The sequence below is a fragment of the Burkholderia sp. S-53 genome (genome assembly GCF_025560745.1).
Classification (GTDB): Bacteria; Pseudomonadota; Gammaproteobacteria; order Burkholderiales; family Burkholderiaceae; genus Burkholderia; species Burkholderia pyrrocinia.
The window spans coordinates 1372875-1389765 of the sequence record NZ_CP090483.1; the positions used below are offsets into that span (position 1 = coordinate 1372875).

A 16891-nucleotide genomic window follows, 5' to 3' on the forward strand; every position below is an offset into this window, starting at 1 on the left:
GATGAGGGCATGGAACAGTTGAACTATCGCTTCACCGCGCGCGAGCGCGCGAAGGGCGAGCAGGCCGCGGCGCTCGTCGGCGTGGTCGCGTCCGGCAATCTCGAAGTGCTCGTCGAGCGCGTGCTGCCGGGCAACGAATGCGAGATCGACATCCGCACCGCGGCCGTCGGCTTCGGCGCGGTGTGGCAGGCCGTAGTATCGGATTTCGTCGAGCGGCGCACGCCGGGCGGCCTGAAGCTGTCGATCAACGACGGCGGCGCGCGGCCCGACATGGTGTCGCTGCGGCTCGCGCAGGCCGTGCGCGCGATCGAGGGGGACGCGTGATGATCGACGTGATCCACGACGCGCCCGCGTTCGTCGCGAACGGCGCGAGCTGGTACGAGGCGTCGGCGCGGCAGCGCATCGACGGGCTGCTCGACGCGGGCAGTTTCAGCGAATTCCTCGGCCCGGCCGAACGCGTGACGAGCCCGCACCTGCCGCTGTTCGACCTGCCGCAGCAGTTCGACGACGGGATGGTGGTCGGCCACGGCCGGCTCGACGGCCAGCCGGTGTTCGTCGCCGCGCAGGAAGGCCGCTTCATGGGCGGCGCGTTCGGCGAAGTGCACGGCGCGAAGCTCACCGGATTGCTGCGCGCCGCGCGCGAGGTCGGCAAGCCGGTGCTGATCCTGTTCGATACGGGCGGCGTGCGACTGCAGGAGGCGAACGCGGGCGAGCTTGCGATCGCCGAGATCATGCGTGCGCTCGTCGACGCGCGCGCGGCCGGCGTGCCGGTGATCGGCCTGATCGGCGGGCGCGCGGGCTGCTACGGCGGCGGCGGGTTGCTCGCCGCGTGCTGTTCGGCGCTGGCGGTGTCGGAGCAGGGGCGCATCAGCGTGTCGGGCCCCGAAGTGATCGAAACGAATCGCGGCGTCGAGGAATTCGACGCGAAGGACCGTGCGCTGATCTGGCGCACGATGGGCGGCAAGCACCGGCGGCTGATCGGCGGTGCGGACCGCTATGTCGCCGATACGCCCGACGCGTTCCGCACGGCGGCGCTCGACCTGATCGGCCACGCACCGAAGTTCGATGCGGCGATGCTGCGTGCCGAACAGGCGCGCCTCGAAGCGCGCGTTGAACGGTTCGGTGCATGCAAGGATGCGCTCGATGTGTGGCGCGCGCTTGGCGCAGACGCGCCGGAAGCGATTCCCGGGATGCCCGACGATGCGTTCGCGAAACTCGCCGACCAATTGCAGGAGCCGCAGCATGACGCTCGATGAAGTCCTGAACTCGCTGTTTCCACAAGGCCATTCGATCGCGCGCACCGGCGGCCTGCTGACGGGCCACGCGGAACTGGCCGGCACGCGCGTCGACGTGATCGGCGTCGCCGACCGTTTGCCGTTCGGCATCGACGAGGCGCTGACGCTGGCGTCGCGCGTGCTCGACACGATCGCGCGCGGCGGCGACACGCCGATCCTCGTGCTGGTCGACAGCGACAGCCAGCGGATGAGCAAGCGCGACGAACTGCTCGGCCTGAACGAAGGGCTGTCGCATCTCGCGAAGTGCCTGATGCACGCGGATCTCGCCGGGCACCGGACGATCGGCGTGCTGTACGGCCACACGGCCGCCGGCGCATTCATCGCGACCGCGCTCGCGACGCGCACGCTGCTTGCGGTGCCGGGCGCCGAGCCGGAGGTGATGGACCTGCCGTCGATGTCGCGCGTGACCAAGCTGTCGATCGATGTGCTGAAGGAGATGGCGCGCTCGACGCCCGTGTTCGCGCCGGGGCTCGACAACCTCGTGAAGATGGGCGCCGTCGATGCCGTGCTCGACCCGGACCGCGCGCTCGATGCGCAGGTCGGCGAATGGCTCGGCAAGCCGGTCGACCGCATCGACCGGCGCGCGGCGCGCGGCCGGCCGGTCGCGACCGACGTCGCGCGCCGCGTCGAGGAACTCGCGCGTGCCGCACGCTGAGATGCCGCTGCGCCGCCACACGCTCGTCACGCTGACGGCGGCGGGGTGGGGCGCGGCATTCGCGCGCGATCCCGCGCTCGCGGCCGATCCGCTCGTGCGCGCATGGGCCGAACACGGCTGGCCGCTGATCGTGCGTCGCGCGTCGCCCGACGAGGCCGATGCCGGCCGCGTGCCGCTCGGCCTGCCGCTGCCGCCTGCCGCGGGCAAACGGCGCATCGCGCTGAACGTCGCCGCCGACGCGCTCGCGACGGTCGGCCCGCTGCCCGCGCTGGCCGACGTGCTTGCCGCCGCGCCCGACGCGTGGCACGCAGCGTTGCGCGCGCTCGATGCGCTCGGCGCGCGCTGCGGCGTTCAGGGCCGCGTGTTCGGCAGCCTCGCGTGGCAGGCGCTGACGGGCGAGCGATACCTGGGCGCATCGTCCGATCTCGACATCGTGTTTCCGCTGCCGACTGCCGCGTCGCTCGCGCCGCTGCTCGACGGCCTCGCGGCGATCGACGCGCGCGCGCCGATGCGCATCGACGGCGAACTGCTGCGCGACGACGGCGCGGGCGTCAACTGGCGCGAACTGCACGCGCGGCTGCCCGAAGTCGCGGTCAAGACCGCGATCGCGGTCGAATTGATGCCTGCCGTCGCATTCACCGGAGACGCGCGATGAGCGCATGGGCCGCCTGCCGCGTACCGGCGCCGTCCGCTGCCGAGCGCATCGCCGGGCTGGCCGAGCGCAGCCTCGTGCTCGAGATCGACACCTATCCGAAGCCGGGGCTCGTCAGCCACGTCGACACCGGCAGTCATTCGGACATGGATGCCGCGACGTTCGCGCGCAGCGCCGCCGTGCTGCGGCCGTATTTCGCGGAACTCGCCGATGCGGGCGCGCGCGACGCGGACATGGCCGTGCTGCGCAAGATCGGCCTGCGTGCCGAGCACGCGATGCTCGCCGCGACCGGTGGCGTCAATACGCATCGCGGCGCGATCTTCGGGCTCGGGCTGCTGTGCGCGGCCGCAGGCCGGCTTGCGATGCCGGGGGCAGTGCCGGGCGGAATGACGCTCGGCGCGTTCGTCTCGCGCCGCTGGGGCACCGATATTCTCGGCGGCCCGCGCTTGCCGGACAGCCATGGCGAGCGCGCGAGCCGACGCTACGGCGTCGGCGGCGCGCGTCGCGAGGCGGCCGACGGTTTCACGACCGTGTACGCGATCGGGCTGCCTGCGCTGCGCCGTGCGACGCGCGACCTTCCCGACGACCCGGAAGCCGCGCGCGTCGCTGCGTGCTTCGCGCTGATCGCGGCGCTCGACGATACGAACCTGCTGCACCGGGGCGGGCAGGCCGGCCTCGATTTCGCGCGGGCGACGGCGCGCGCGTTCGTTGCGCGCGGCGGCGTGCGCGCGCGCGACTGGCGGCTGCGCGCGGCTGCCGCGCATCGTGCGTTCGTTGCGCGCCGGCTGAGCCCGGGCGGCGCGGCCGACCTGCTCGCGATGAGCGTATTCGTCGATGCGCTCGAAGCCGGCGGGGACGCACGATGACGCTCGCGATCCTCTGTTCGGGACAAGGCGCGCAGCGCGCCGACATGTTCGACCTGACGGGCGCGGCGCCGCAGGCCGATGCGCTGTTCGCGCACGCGGGCCGGCTCCTTGGCGACGATCCGCGCGTGTGGGTCCGGCAGGCCGGACCGGATGCGCTGCGCGAAAACCGCGCCGCGCAGATCCTCTGCACGGTCCAGGCGCTTGCGGCGGCCGCGCTGCTCGACGCGGCGTGGCCGCGCCGGCGCTGCGTCGCGGGCTACAGCGTCGGCGAAGTCGCGTCGTGGAGCGTCGCGGGGACGATCGATCCGCACGACGCGCTCGACCTGGCCGACGCACGCGCGCGAGCAATGGATGCGGCGAGCGGCGGCGACGAGCGGATGGTGTTCGTGCGCGGCCTGACGCGCGCGCAGCTTGCGCAGTTGTGCGACGGCCGCGACGCGGCGATCGCGATCGCGAACCCCGGCGACGCGTTCGTGGTCGCGGGGCGGCAGGCCGATGTCGATGCGGTGGCCGACGACGCGGCGCACGCGGGCGCGCTGCGCGTCGCGCCAGTGTGCGTGCGGATCGCGGCGCACACGCGCCGGCTCGCAGCGGCCGTGCCGGCGTTTCGCGCGTCGCTTGCCGCGGTGCCCGCGCGCCGGCCGCTGCCCGGCACGCGATTGTTTTCGGGCCTCGACGGCGCGTCGGTGCTCGACGTCGACGCGGGCCTCGACAAGCTTGCCCGGCAGATCGCCGAGCCGGTCGAGTGGGCGGCCTGTCTTGCCGCCTGCGTGGAGGCCGGCGCGACCGCGTTTCTCGAACTCGGCCCCGGGCGTGCGCTGGCCGAGATGGCAGGCGGCGCGTATCCCGCGCTGCCGGCGCGCAGCCTCGCGGATTTTCGTTCCGTCGACGGCGTGACGAGCTGGCTCGCGCGCGTCGCGGCCGGCTGACCGGCGGCCCGAAAAACGGCCTGAAACACACCCGCCGGGCATCCGTTCCGCACTGTGTGTTGCGCCGGCGCAGCAGCGTCGCAGCCGGCGCTTGCCACGCGAATTGGCGTCGCTACAATGGCGCCCGCCATGAGACTAGCCGCCTTCCTGCTCGCCGCGCTTTGCTGCGCGACGAGCGCCCACGCCAGCCAGATTCCGTCCGACGCCGCATCGGTCGGCACGTACTTTTCGTATGACAACGTGGCGGCCGACGCGACCGTCGACCTGATCGAACAGGCGCAGCGCCGCGTGCTGCTGGCCGGCTACACGCATGTGCCGCCCGCCGTCGCGAGCGCGCTGCGCGCGGCCCGCGGGCGGGGCGTCGAGGTGCGCGTCGTGCTGGTGCGCTCGCCGCGGGCGGGCAAGACCAGCGGCGCGGGGTATCTGAAATCCGCGGGCATCGACGTGGCGATCGATTCGCGACAAGGCGATCCCGCGCCGCGCTTCGTGATCGTCGACGACAGCGTCGCGCTGACGACGCTGTCCGACGGTGCAGCCGTGCATGCGGAGACGGTCAACGTGTTCCAGCGCGCGCCCGAGCTCGCGCAATCCTACGCGCAGTCGTTCTGGCGGCTGTACCGGCAGGCCAGCGGCCTCTGACCCCTTCCTTCGGCGCCCGCGCGCGCCGGTGTGACCCTGCTTGCATCGGCGCTGCCGATGAACCATGCTCGTTGACAGGCGCCGGCGCGGGTTCGCGCATCCGGCGCAACGGCAGGGAGCCGATCGTGACCGAGTGTTTTGCCGATCGCGCCGATGCGGGCCGCCAGTTGGCCGGCGCGCTGAGCGACTACGCGGGGCGTAGCGATATCGTCGTGCTCGCGTTGCCGCGCGGCGGCGTGCCCGTCGCGTATCCGGTCGCGTACGCGCTGCGCGCGCCGCTCGACGTGCTGGTCGTGCGCAAGCTCGGTGTGCCGAACGACCCCGAGCTCGCAATGGGCGCGATTGCAACCGGCGGCGCGATGCATCTGCAACGTTCGGTGATCCGCTCGATGGGCGTGACCGACGCTCAGCTCGCCGACGTGATCGTGCGCGAGACGGCCGAACTGCATCGCCGCGATGCGCTGTACCGCGGCGCCGCGCCGCCGCTGCCGGTCGAGGGTCGCATCGCGATAGTCGTCGACGACGGCGTCGCGACCGGCGCGTCGATGCGCGTCGCGCTGCAGGCGCTGCGCGAGCGCCGCCCCGCGCGGATCGTCGCGGCCACGCCGGTCGCGCCGGCGGGCGCGCTGCATGCATTCGACGACCTGGCCGACGCGTTCGTCACGGTATCGCAGCCGCGACCGTTCTTCGGGATCAGCCAGTTCTACGCGCGCTTCGAGCAAACGAGCGACGACGAGGTGCGTACGCTGCTCGACGCCGCCCGCACGCAACGCGGCATCACGTCCGCCTGATCCGGCGCGGGCGAGGGCGGTCGGCCTCGGCCAGCGCGAACACGCGCTGCAGCATCGGATGGACATTGCCGCGCCAGTGCGCGCCGGTAAACAGCCCGTAGTGATCGCAATCGTCGATATCGACGCGATAGCGCTCGTCCGCCGCGAGGCCGCTGCACATGTCGAGTGCCGCATGCGTCTGGCCGGCGCCCGTGACCGCATCGCATCGGCCTTCGACGGTCAGCAGCGTGACACCGCGCAGCGCGGCCGGCTCGACGCGCCGTCCGCCCACGTTCCACGTGCCGTTTGCGAGGCACATGCGCTGGAACACGATGTCGACCGTGTCGAGGAAATATTCGGCCGGCATGTCGAGCAGCGCCGTGTATTCGAGCAGCGCGCGCCGCGCGCCGGCGAGCGCGGCCATGTCGAAGCGCGACGCGGCCAGCGCGTACGCCTCGATCAGCGACATGAAGCGTTGCGGGTACATCAGCGCGATTTCGCCCTGCTGGAGGTAGGTCGGGAACACGTGGCGGCCGTGCCCCGCGAAGCCGGGCGGCACGATGTCGATCAGGTGGCGGCGGCACCAGTCGAGCGAGCGGGTGGCCGCGGCGGTGCCGAGCGCACTCGGATTCAGCCGCGCGTCGAGCGGGCCGCCGATCAGCGTGACACTTGCGGGCGGCGCGAGGCCGCGCGCGGCGCGCAGCGCGAGCGCGCCGAGCGCCGGCACGGTCGCCTGGCACACGGCGACGACGTGCAGCGGCCGATCGTCGAGCGCGAGCCCGTCGACGAAGCCGTCGAGCGTCGCGACATACTCGTCGAGCCCGAAGCGGCCCGACGAGAGCGGCACGTCGCGCGCATTGCGCCAGTCGGTCACGCACACGTCGCCGTCGGCGAGCAGCGTCTCGACGGTTTCCCGCATCATCACGGCCGCGTGCCCGGCGAGCGGCGCGCACAGCAGCACCGTGCGCTGCGCATCGGCGCGCGTGAAGTGCCGCAGGTCGCAGAACGGCGTGCGCGCGGCGACCCGCTCGCCGATCGCGGGTCGCGCGATGTCGAAGCGCGGCGGTCCGACCGGCTGCCCGAGCAGCGGCTCGAACAGGTCGTCATAGCACGACGACGCGGCGTGCGGCAGCGTCGCGGCGGGCCATGCATCGAACGCGTGCCGCGTCGCCTCGCGCCAGGCGCGCATCCATTCCCGCTGCTGCTCGACGAGGGCATACCACATGGCGAACCTTGGGACGGAAGGGGCGTGAACCTGCATTATGGTCACTGTGGCCGGGTCGCGGGGGGCTGATGCGCTGCCGGCCGATGCGTATCAAGCGGACGTACGCATGAACACGCTAGGCGACGACTCGCGACGCTGCTACAGTCGTCGGTCCCATTCCCCTTTAGCGGAGCGTTTGCGATGAAGCTGATCGGCATGCTGGATTCCCCGTTCGTACGCCGTGTCGCCATTTCGGCGAAGCTGCTCGACCTGCCGTTCGAACACGAGTCGATCTCGGTGTTCCGTCATTTCGAGCAATTCAGGACGGTCAACCCGGCCGTCAAGGCGCCGACGCTCGTGACCGACGAGGGTGCAACGCTGCTCGATTCGTCGCTGATCGTCGACTATCTCGATCACCTGGTCGCGCCGGAGCGGCGCCTGCTGCCCGACGCCGCCGACGCACGGCTGCGCGTGCTCGTGCCGGTCGGTTTCGCGCTGGCGGCGGCCGAGAAGACCGTGCAGATCGTCTACGAGCAGGCGCTGCGCCCGTTCGACAAGCAGCACGCGCCGTGGATCGAGCGTGTGCTGAGCCAGCTCGAGGGCGCATACGGCGAGCTGGAGCCGCTCGTCGCGGCCGCGAACGGCTGGTTCGGCGGCGCGCGCCTGCTGCAGTCCGACGTGACGGTTGCGGTTGCGTGGCGCTTCACGCAGTTCATGGCGGCCGATTACCCGGTGCTCGCGCGGATCGATCCGGCCCGTTATCCGGCGCTCGCCGCGCATTCGGCACGGGCGGAAGCGCTGCCGGCGTTCGTCGAAACGCCGCTCGCCTAGGCCTGGCGGCCTCTGGCGGTACGGCGCGAGGCGTTGCCTTCCGCCCGCTCGGCCCCGCCCGGCAAGCCGCCGCCGATTGTTCTCGGCGGCTGACAAGTGACTTCGCATTCGCGCTGTTTATCCGGAAGCGGCCGGTCCCTAGAATCCACTCCATCGAATCACGCATTGCCAGATGGAGCCGATGATGAAAGCCCTGATCGAATCGAGCCTGTACCACCCGTCCGTCGTGTTGCCGCTTGCCGCGCTGACGCAGTTGATGGTCGAGCGCGACTTCAATCTCGGCCAGATCGGGCTGATCGTCGCGGCGCGCGGTGCGCAGGCGGCGGTGTCGCGTTCGCGTGCGCTGTTGTTCTGCCGTCACTGCGAAGCGCAAGCGTGAGGGTGCTCGTGGCTGAAGGATGAAAAAAAGCCCGGCCGGCGCAAGCCGGTCGGGCGGATCGGATTCGATCGGGCCCCGGCTTCGGCCGGGGCTTTTTCATGGGCGACGCTCAGGCGCGTGCGGGCGACACGACGCCGTAGATCGCCGGGTCGTCCTCCTCGCGCAGCTGGCGCGCGAGCTGGTGCGCTTCGCGGCGCGTCGCGACGGCCGGCGGCGAGCCTTTCAGCGGCTGGCGCGCGGTTTCCGCGAGCGCGACGACCGACACGATGCCGATCACGGCGGCGCCCATCATGTAATACGCGGGCATCATCAGGTTGTTCGTCACTTCGACGAGCCACGCGGTCACCAGCGGCGTGGTGCCGCCGAACAGCGACACCGACACGTTGAAGCCGATCGCGAGCGCGCCGTAGCGGATCTCGGTCGGGAACAGCGCGGGCAGCGCCGACGGCATCACGCCGGTGAAGCACGACAGCAGCACGCCGAGGATCAGCAGGCCGCCGAACACCGACGCCGTGGTGCCCGTATGGATCAGCATCATCGACGGGATCGACAGCACGAGCAGCCCGACGCAGCCGGCGAGCATCACCGGCTTGCGGCCGATCCGGTCGGACAGGCGGCCGGCGTAGAGCGTCATCGGCATCATCAGCACCATCACGATCAGCACGAGCACGAGGCTGTGCGATTCGTCGAAGTGCAGCGTCGACGACATGAAGCTCGGCAGGTACGACAGCACCATGTAGTCGGTCACGTTGAAGATCAGCACGAGGCCGACGCACAGCAGCAGCGCACGCCAGTTGCGCATCAGCGTTTCGCGGAAGCGCGCCTTCGGCACGGCCTTGTCCTGCGCTTCGCGCTCTTCGGCCTGGCGCTTGAACGCGGGCGTTTCCTCGAGCTTCATCCGGATGTAGAGGCCGATCAGGCCGAGCGGGCCGGCGATCAGGAACGGCACGCGCCAGCCCCACGACAGCAGCGCCTCCTGCGACAGCGACGCGGTCAGCAGCGCGACGACGCCCGCACCCATCACATAGCCGATCAGCGTGCCGAACTCGAGGAAGCTGCCCATGAAGCCGCGGCGCTTGTCGGTCGAGAATTCGGCGATGAAGGTGGCTGCGCCGCCGTATTCGCCGCCGGTCGAGAAACCCTGCACGAGACGCGCGACGAGCAGCAGCACGGGCGCCATGATGCCGATCGATGCGTAGCTCGGGATCAGGCCGATCGCGAAGGTGCCGACGGCCATCATGATCATCGTCGCGGCGAGCACGCGCTGGCGGCCGATGCGGTCGCCGAGCGGGCCGAACACCATGCCGCCGAGCGGACGCACGAGGAACGCGGCCGCGAACGTGCCGAAGGTCGCGAGCAACTGCGCGGACGGGCTGCTGGACGGGAAGAACACCTTGCCGAGGGTGACGGCGATATAGCTGTAGACGCCGAAGTCGAACCATTCCATCGCATTGCCGATGGCCATCGCGCTGACGGCGCGTTTGAGCAGGCTCTGGTCGACGACGGTTATGTCGTCAGCGGCGAGCGGAGCGTCGCCGGACGAAGTGGAGGAAGAAGCAGCGGTCGGGCTGACGTGTGTTGCGGTCAAGGTCATGCACTCCTTTGACTGCGCCGGAACGGGCGGGCCGTCCGACACGGTTTGCCGGCGAGCGCGGTGTCGCATGCGGCGCGTCGGGGCAGACCATTAAGCACTTACTGCGTAAAAGGCGGTAAAGGGCCGAAAGGGGCTGCTTCGACGCGAGCCCGATGGGCCGACGCGACAGTGCGCTCATGAAGAATGGGCCGCGTGATGCAGGCGGCAGATGCCGGTGCGGACCGATTGTCCGGCGTTCCGGCAAGCGCCCCGAAAGGGGCAACGAAACGAGAAAAGCGGGCCTGTCGGGCGGGCTTTCCTGTGGGTGCAATTTCGGTCGAAGCACCGGCCCGCAACGTGCGGACGGACTTCTGTCGAAATCGAATAGACAGAGATTGAATGTTGAAACAGGCGACATGATAGCACGATGACGGATGATCGTGCAAATTGCCGGGAGACGCCCGTCTGGTGGGGCGTCCGGCGCGGCCTGCTCGGGTATGATCGGCGGCGCGCGGCGGGGCCGTGCAGCCCCCGGAGACGAGGGCCGAATTCACGAGGAACCGGATGACCGAACTGATGAGGATCGCGGCGCTGTTCGCCGCTACCGCGCTGGCCGAAATCGTCGGCTGTTACCTGCCGTGGCTCGTGCTGAAGGGCGGCCGGCCGGTCTGGCTGCTGGTGCCGGCCGCGCTGTCGCTCGCGCTGTTCGCGTGGCTGCTGACGCTGCACCCGAGCGCCGCGGGGCGCACCTATGCCGCTTACGGCGGCGTATATATCGCGGTTGCGCTGATCTGGCTGCGGGTGGTCGACGGCGTCGTGCTGACCCGCTGGGATGTGGCCGGCGCGGCGCTCGCGCTCGGCGGGATGGCGGTCATCGCGCTGCAGCCGCGCACGTAAGCGCGGCCGCAGTGCATGCCGTGTGCGTCAGGCCGTTTCGGCGGCGTCCGCGTCGGCGGACTTGCGCCACACGCACGTGCCCTTGACCGACTTGTCGAGTTCGTCGAGCTGTGCCTGGTGTGCGGCGAGCTCGTCGTCGCTCGCGGCCACCACCGCCAGGTCGAGCGCGGCGAGCGACACGCGCTGGCCGTTCGCCGCGCCGCCGTCGGCGCCCGCGTCGTCGAGCATGTCGATCACGAGGCTGTCCTGGCCGCGCGTCATCGCGAGATACACCTCGGCGAGCAGCTCCGAGTCGAGCAGTGCGCCGTGCAGCGTACGGTGCGCGTTGCTGATGCCGAAGCGGTCGCACAGCGCGTCGAGCGAGTTGCGCTTGCCGGGGAACATCTGCTTGGCCTGCACGAGCGTGTCGATCACGCCGCCGCAATGTTCGGTGAACGGCGGCAGGTCGAGCCGCGCGAATTCGGCGTCGAGAAAGCCAAGGTCGAACGGCGCGTTGTGGATGATCAGCTCGGCGTCCTTCACGAAGTCGAGGATCTGGCTGGCGACTTCCGCGAACTTCGGCTTGTCGCTGAGGAATTCGGTCGTGAGTCCGTGCACCGCGAGCGCGCCCGGATCGCTGTCGCGCTCGGGGTTCACGTAGAAGTGCAGGTTGTTGCCGGTGAGCCGCCGGTTCAGCAGCTCGACGCAGCCGATTTCGATGAGGCGGTCGCCCGTGCGGGCGTTCAGGCCGGTGGTTTCGGTATCGAGGATGATCTGGCGCATGTCGGGAAAAGCAAAGGAAACAGGGGAGTGGCCGGCGTTCAGGCCGTGAGCGATTCGACGCCGCGATTCGCGAGTGCGTCCGCGCGCTCGTTTTCCGGATGGCCCGCGTGACCCTTGACCCAGCGCCACTCGACCTCGTGCTGCGCGACGAGCGCGTCGAGCCGCTTCCACAGGTCGGCGTTCTTCACGGGCGTCTTTGCCGCGGTGATCCAGCCTTTTTTCTTCCAGCCGTGGATCCACTCGCTGATGCCTTTCTGCACGTATTGCGAGTCGGTATGCACGATCACCTGGCACGGCCGCTTCAGCGCCTCGAGCGCGGCGATCACGCCCATCAGTTCCATGCGGTTGTTGGTCGTGTTGGGCTCGCCGCCGAACAGCTCCTTTTCGCGGTCGCCGTAGCGCATCAGCGCGCCCCAGCCGCCGGGGCCGGGGTTGCCCTTGCAGGCGCCGTCGGTATAGATGTCGATGGTATCGGTTGTCATGAATGTTCTTGGTGGGTAGTCGGGGAGGCCGCGGGCGTCAGGCCGGGTGCGAGCACGGGCTTCTTCATCTTGATCTGGCCGACCAGGTGCATGCCGCGCACGCGCTTGACGGCCGTCACCATGTAGACGGCACCGAAGATCGGCCACCAGCGGTCGCCCGCGGCTTCCATGAAGCCGTAGCGGGCCAGCCACTTGTCGGTGACGAGCGGCGGCCGGTAGCAGCCGAAACGGCCGCGTTCGAGGTCGAAGCCGAGCAGCTTGATCCAGTCCTTGAGCCGGATGAACGCGATCTGGTCGCGCGTGGCCGGCACGAACGGGTGGTTCGCCATGCGCCCGAACGATTGCCGCATGCCCCACAGGCTGAGCGAATTGAAGCCGGTGATCACGAGCTGGCCTTCCGGCATCAGCACGCGCTCGGCCTCGCGCAGCAGGCGGTGCGGATCGGACGTGAATTCGAGCGTGTGCGGCATCACGATCAGGTCGACGCTCTGCGACTCGAACGGCAGGTCGAGCAGGTCGCACCAGGTCGTGCTGCGATCGGCTGGCGCGTGCACCGGCGCGTGCGCTTCGCGCGCCCACGGATACTGGTACGGCGCGCTCGCGCCGCTGGCCGGATCGAGCACGAGGCCGCGATACGGCATGCGGTTCTCGCGCAGCGCGTCGAGCTGCGGCAAGCCGAGCTGCAGCGCGTGGAAGCCGAAGACGTCGGACACGATCCGGTCGAGCTGCGCCTGCTCCCAGCCCAGCACGTAGCGGCCGGGAGGCGAGTCGGTCCAGGCGGGCCAGTCTATAATTTGACGGTCAGACATAACGATGATTGCGCGCCCATGAACGAGCTGGAATACGTGCCGGTTCCGGCATTCGAAGACAACTATATCTGGCTCGTCTCGGACGGCCGCGATGCGATCGCCGTCGATCCGGGTGAAGCCGCGCCCGTGCGCCGGGTTCTTGCCGAACGAGGCTGGCGGTTGACCGCTATTTTACTCACGCACCATCACGCCGACCACGTCGGCGGTGTCGACGCGCTGCGCAATAGCCAACCGACCGATGTGCCGCTCGTCGTTTACGGCCCTGCAGCCGAGGCGATCGGCGTGGTCACGCGGCCGCTTGCGGGCGGCGATCGCGTGACGCTCGACGCGCCGGCCGTCGCGTTCGACGTGCTCGACGTGCCCGGTCATACGCGCGGCCACATCGCGTATTTTCAGACGGCCGGTCTAGGCGCGGCCGGCCAAGGCGTGGCCGGGCGGGGCGCCGCCGCGCCGCACGTATTCTGCGGCGACACGCTGTTCTCGTGCGGCTGCGGCCGCCTGTTCGAAGGCACGCCCGCGCAGATGCTCGCGTCGCTCGACGCGCTCGCGGCGCTGCCGGGCGACACGCGCGTGCATTGCGCACACGAATATACGCTGTCCAATATCCGCTTCGCGCTCGCGTGCGAACCGGGCAACGCGGCGCTCGCCGCATGGCGCGACGAAGCGCAGGCATTGCGCGCGCGCGGCGTGCCGACGCTGCCCACGACGATCGCGCACGAGCGTGCGGTTAATCCGTTCATGCGTGCGGACAGCACGGCCATCCATGCGACCCTCGAAGCCGAGCTTCACGAAACGGTGCCGGATCGTCTGGCGGCGTTCACGCTGATGCGCGAGTGGAAAAACCGGTTCCGATGATCATTTCCGGAGGACTCCAAAGCTCAAGCGGAGTCTGTAAAATTGCTCCAAATGTAGGATTTCGCTGAGTTTTCGGTGTTTTTATTGACGTGAAGCACGCACTTCCGTAGTATCGCCTGCAATTTCCAGCCGTCGGAATTCGAGATTTTCATGCGACTTATATTGAGTGCGATGGTGGTCCTGCTACTCGCCGCTTGTGCGAGCCAGGCTCCTGTCGCCGACAACGCCGCCGATTCGCAGGCGACGTCCAACTACCTCCGTAAATCAGCCACCGCCAAAGAAACTGTCGACGTCGACAAGCAATCCGTCGGCGACCTGACCAGTGCGGACTCCGATCTCTGGGGGCGCATCCGTCGCGGCTTCCAGATGCCCGACCTGCAGAGCGACCTCGTCGACATGCAGACGACCTGGTACACGCAGCGTCCCGATTACGTGCAGCGCATGACCGAGCGCTCGCAGAAGTACCTGTACCACATCGTCGAGGAGCTCGAGGCGCGTCACATGCCGACCGAGCTCGCGCTGCTGCCGTTCATCGAGTCGGCGTTCAACCCGCAGGCGCTGTCGGTCGCGAAGGCGGCCGGCATGTGGCAGTTCATGCCCGGCACGGGCCGCACGTACAACCTGAAGCGCAACATGTGGCAGGACGAGCGGCGCGACGTGCTCGCGTCGACGAGCGCTGCGCTCGACTACCTGTCGCGCCTGCATGACATGTTCGGCGACTGGTATCTGGCGCTGGCCGCGTACAACTGGGGCGAGGGCAACGTGCAGCGCGCGATCGCGCGCAACCAGGCGGCCGGCCTGCCGACCGACTACCAGAGCCTGCGGATGCCGAACGAGACGCGCAACTACGTGCCGAAGCTGCAGGCGGTGAAGAACATCATCGCGAGCCCGCAGCAGTACGGCCTGACGCTGCCGGACATCCCGAACCACCCGTATTTCGTGACGGTCACGACGTCGCGCGACATCGACGTCGCGGTCGCCGCGAAGCTCGCGAACCTGTCGCTCGACGAATTCCGATCGCTGAACCCGTCGTTCTCGAAGCCGGTGATCCTCGGCGCGACCGAGCCGCAGATCCTGCTGCCGTTCGACAACGCGTCGGCGTTCGAGAAGAACCTGAAGGCGTACAGCGGCCAGCTTTCGACGTGGACCACCTATACGGTCAGCGAACGTGCGCGGCCGGCCGCGATCGCCGAGAAGATCGGCGTGGACGCCGATACGCTGATGTCGGTCAACAAGATTCCGGCCGGCATGCGCCTGAAGCCGGGCTCGACGATCGTCGTGCCGCGCGGCGATGACGACGACGAGGACATCAGCGCCGACGTCGCCGAAAACGGCGCGCTCGCGATGGAGCCGGACGTACCCGACACGCGCAAGATGCTGATTCGCGTGCGCCGCAAGCAGTCGATGGCGGCGATCGCCGGCCGCTACGGCGTGTCGGTCGGCCAGCTCAAGGCATGGAACCGCACGCATCGCGATCTCGCGATGCCGGGCCAGGCGCTCGTGCTGCACGTGCCGGTCGGCCGTGCGGTGCCGGCGGAGCCCGGTCCGGAGCGGATCGCGACGTCGGCGGGCAGTGCGCACATCGAGCGCGCAAGCCTGGCGGTGGGCGGCAAGTCGCACGGCGCGAAGCGCGGCGCGGCAAAGCCAGCGGCCAAATCGACGAAGGCTGCACCCGCGAAGGCCGCCGCGCACAAGAGCAAGAAGAAGTAGCGCGGCTGCAAGGCGCAGCGGGCGGCCGGTCCGGGTCGCGCGATTGCGCTATCATCCGACGAATAACGACGAAACGCCGTCACCGAGGTGACGGCGTTTTCGTTTGTGCGCGGCGCGGCGGCGCCGCTTCGAGAGTCTTCATGTAACGAGGGGAAGCGATGTCGTCGGTGCAGGTGAGGGTGCTCGCGCTGTTTTCGGTCGGGTATTTCGTGTCGTATGTGTTTCGCGGCGTCAATCTGGGCTTCGCGCCGTTCGTCACGCATGAGCTCGGGTTGTCGGCCGCCGATCTCGGCCTGCTCACCAGTCTCTATTTCCTCGGCTTCGCGGGCGCGCAGATCCCGGCCGGAGTGATGCTCGACCACTTCGGCCCGCGCCGCGTGACGGCCGGCATGCTGCTGTTCGCGGCGGCGGGCGCCGCCGTGTTCGGCGCCGCGCACAGCCTCGGCACGATGATGATCGGCCGGCTGCTGATCGGCGTCGGCGTGTCGGTGTGTCTCGGCGCGGCGTTCAAGGCGCTCGCGCAGCATTTCCCGGTCGCCCGGCTGCCGCTCGTCAACGGCCTCGTGATGGCGGTTGGCGGCCTCGGCGGTGTCGTGGTCGGTTCGCCGCTGACCTGGCTGCTCGGCTGGACGAACTGGCGCGCGATCTGTTTCGGCCTGGCGGTGCTGACGGTGATCGTCGCAGCCTCGATCGGCTTCGGCGCGCCCGAAGCGAAGCAGGCGCGCCACCAGGGCGGGCTCGTCAGCCAGTTCAAGGGCACGTGGCACATCCTGAGCAGCCGCGCGTTCTGGAAGATTTCGTCGTTCTCGGTCGTCACGCAGGGCGTGTTCTACGCAATGCAGTCGCTGTGGGTCGGGCCATACCTGCGCGATGTCGCGGGGTTCGATGCGCCGCATGCCGCGCGCCTCGTGTCGGTGCTCGGCTTCGCGATGATGGCCGGCTGCGTCGGCTTCGGCGCCGCGGCGCGCGTGCTCGAGCGGCGCGGCGTGTCCGTCTATGCGTTCTGCGGTGTCGGCATGGCGCTGTTCGTCGCGACGCAGGTCGCGATCGTCGCTCGCGTGCCGTTGCCGCCGGCCGTGCTGTGGGCTGCGTACGGGATGTTCGGCGGCGTCGGCATCCTGACCTACGCGGTGATGGCCGGGCACTTTCCCGCCCATCTGATCGGCCGCGCGAACACGACGCTCACGCTGGTGATCTTCCTGCTGATCTTTGCGTTCCAGATCGGTGTCGGCGCGGTGCTGTCGCACTGGCCCGCGGTCGACGGCCGTTATCCGGCTGCCGCGCACGTCACCGCGTGGGGCGTGCTGCTTGCGCTGCAGCTCGCGAGTGCGGTCTGGTACGTGTGGCCCGCGCGCGGCGCTGGCCAAGCGCACTGATCCGGCGGTACGCTGGCAGGTAGGGCGGCCGCGGAAACGGGGCCGCAGCACGTTGCGCGTGCTGCCGTACCGCGCTGCCGATGGCAGCGCGCGCATGATCGGACGGCCATATCGATTGAAGATAAGGCCATTTTCGGGCTATAATTTGAAAGTTTGTGCTGATCAACCTCGCACCCTAGCGCCTACCTCATTCATCCCGTTCATCCG

Annotated in this window: 19 protein-coding genes; 14 read left to right on the forward strand and 5 right to left on the reverse strand. The window is 69.6% G+C overall.

From position 1 onward, the window contains the following. Positions 1-9: 9 nt before the first annotated feature. From mdcC to LXM88_RS11465, 8 genes are all read left to right on the forward strand, one after another. Complete coding sequence (gene mdcC / locus LXM88_RS11430) at positions 10-324, forward strand: malonate decarboxylase acyl carrier protein (RefSeq protein WP_006485317.1); 315 nt, start codon at positions 10-12, stop codon at positions 322-324. After that, positions 321-1256, forward strand: coding sequence for a biotin-independent malonate decarboxylase subunit beta (locus LXM88_RS11435; RefSeq protein WP_262542379.1), 936 nt, complete (start codon positions 321-323; stop codon positions 1254-1256). The genes mdcC and LXM88_RS11435 overlap by 4 nt, the downstream gene beginning before the upstream one ends. Further along, positions 1243-1950, forward strand: coding sequence for a biotin-independent malonate decarboxylase subunit gamma (gene mdcE / locus LXM88_RS11440; protein WP_262542383.1), 708 nt, complete (start codon positions 1243-1245; stop codon positions 1948-1950). Before LXM88_RS11435 ends, mdcE begins: the two co-directional genes overlap by 14 nt. Beyond that, the gene (gene mdcG, locus LXM88_RS11445) at positions 1937-2605 is read left to right on the forward strand and encodes a malonate decarboxylase holo-[acyl-carrier-protein] synthase (RefSeq protein WP_262542384.1); all 669 of its coding nucleotides are present in this window, start codon (positions 1937-1939) and stop codon (positions 2603-2605) included. Before mdcE ends, mdcG begins: the two co-directional genes overlap by 14 nt. Continuing rightward, positions 2602-3468 carry a triphosphoribosyl-dephospho-CoA synthase MdcB gene (gene mdcB, locus LXM88_RS11450; protein WP_262542385.1) on the forward strand — a complete coding sequence of 289 codons (867 nt, stop codon included), beginning with the start codon at positions 2602-2604 and terminating at the stop codon, positions 3466-3468. The genes mdcG and mdcB overlap by 4 nt, the downstream gene beginning before the upstream one ends. Then, positions 3465-4397, forward strand: coding sequence for an acyltransferase domain-containing protein (locus tag LXM88_RS11455; RefSeq protein WP_262542386.1), 933 nt, complete (start codon positions 3465-3467; stop codon positions 4395-4397). The genes mdcB and LXM88_RS11455 overlap by 4 nt, the downstream gene beginning before the upstream one ends. Before the next feature lie 117 nt (positions 4398-4514). Next, positions 4515-5036 carry a phospholipase D-like domain-containing protein gene (locus tag LXM88_RS11460; protein ID WP_262542387.1) on the forward strand — a complete coding sequence of 174 codons (522 nt, stop codon included), beginning with the start codon at positions 4515-4517 and terminating at the stop codon, positions 5034-5036. A 125-nt stretch (positions 5037-5161) separates the two neighbouring features. Then, positions 5162-5827, forward strand: coding sequence for a phosphoribosyltransferase (locus LXM88_RS11465; RefSeq protein ID WP_262542389.1), 666 nt, complete (start codon positions 5162-5164; stop codon positions 5825-5827). Here LXM88_RS11465 and phaZ read toward each other — a convergent pair. Continuing rightward, complete coding sequence (gene phaZ / locus LXM88_RS11470; protein WP_262542391.1) at positions 5814-7031, reverse strand: polyhydroxyalkanoate depolymerase; 1218 nt, start codon at positions 7029-7031, stop codon at positions 5814-5816. The two genes, LXM88_RS11465 and phaZ, sit on opposite strands and share 14 nt — an antisense overlap. Positions 7032-7211: 180 nt before the next feature. Between phaZ and LXM88_RS11475 the strand changes: the two genes are divergently transcribed. Further along, positions 7212-7841, forward strand: a complete 630-nt coding sequence (locus LXM88_RS11475) for a glutathione S-transferase family protein (RefSeq protein ID WP_262542392.1) — start codon at positions 7212-7214, stop codon at positions 7839-7841. Positions 7842-8013: 172 nt separating this feature from the next. Next, positions 8014-8220 carry a hypothetical protein gene (locus LXM88_RS11480; RefSeq protein WP_082146089.1) on the forward strand — a complete coding sequence of 69 codons (207 nt, stop codon included), beginning with the start codon at positions 8014-8016 and terminating at the stop codon, positions 8218-8220. Between the two features lie 109 nt (positions 8221-8329). Here the strand turns inward: LXM88_RS11480 and proP are convergent, their stop codons facing one another. Then, complete coding sequence (gene proP, locus LXM88_RS11485; RefSeq protein WP_262542396.1) at positions 8330-9814, reverse strand: glycine betaine/L-proline transporter ProP; 1485 nt, start codon at positions 9812-9814, stop codon at positions 8330-8332. A 543-nt stretch (positions 9815-10357) separates the two neighbouring features. Here proP and LXM88_RS11490 point away from each other — a divergent pair. Then, entirely contained in the window at positions 10358-10690 is a 333-nt protein-coding gene (locus tag LXM88_RS11490) for a YnfA family protein (RefSeq protein WP_262542398.1), read from the forward strand. A 27-nt stretch (positions 10691-10717) separates the two neighbouring features. Here LXM88_RS11490 and dnaQ read toward each other — a convergent pair whose 3' ends face one another. From dnaQ to LXM88_RS11505, 3 genes are read right to left on the reverse strand one after another with little or no spacing between them, the layout of a single operon-like run. Continuing rightward, positions 10718-11452 carry a DNA polymerase III subunit epsilon gene (gene dnaQ / locus LXM88_RS11495; RefSeq protein ID WP_262542400.1) on the reverse strand — a complete coding sequence of 245 codons (735 nt, stop codon included), beginning with the start codon at positions 11450-11452 and terminating at the stop codon, positions 10718-10720. Between the two features lie 38 nt (positions 11453-11490). Then, complete coding sequence (gene rnhA, locus LXM88_RS11500; protein WP_031401007.1) at positions 11491-11934, reverse strand: ribonuclease HI; 444 nt, start codon at positions 11932-11934, stop codon at positions 11491-11493. Further along, positions 11931-12743: a class I SAM-dependent methyltransferase gene (locus LXM88_RS11505; protein ID WP_262542402.1), complete on the reverse strand. Its 813-nt coding sequence runs from the start codon at positions 12741-12743 to the stop codon at positions 11931-11933. The genes rnhA and LXM88_RS11505 overlap by 4 nt, the downstream gene beginning before the upstream one ends. A gap of 18 nt (positions 12744-12761) precedes the next feature. On the opposite strand from LXM88_RS11505, the gene gloB reads away from it, so the two are divergent. The 3 genes from gloB (at position 12762) to LXM88_RS11520 (ending at position 16684) form a co-directional block, all read left to right on the forward strand. Further along, positions 12762-13598: a hydroxyacylglutathione hydrolase gene (gene gloB, locus LXM88_RS11510; RefSeq protein ID WP_262542404.1), complete on the forward strand. Its 837-nt coding sequence runs from the start codon at positions 12762-12764 to the stop codon at positions 13596-13598. A gap of 150 nt (positions 13599-13748) precedes the next feature. Continuing rightward, positions 13749-15308, forward strand: coding sequence for a transglycosylase SLT domain-containing protein (locus LXM88_RS11515; protein ID WP_262542406.1), 1560 nt, complete (start codon positions 13749-13751; stop codon positions 15306-15308). Between the two features lie 158 nt (positions 15309-15466). Next, positions 15467-16684: an MFS transporter gene (locus LXM88_RS11520; protein ID WP_262542407.1), complete on the forward strand. Its 1218-nt coding sequence runs from the start codon at positions 15467-15469 to the stop codon at positions 16682-16684. The last annotated feature ends 207 nt before the right edge of the window (positions 16685-16891 follow it).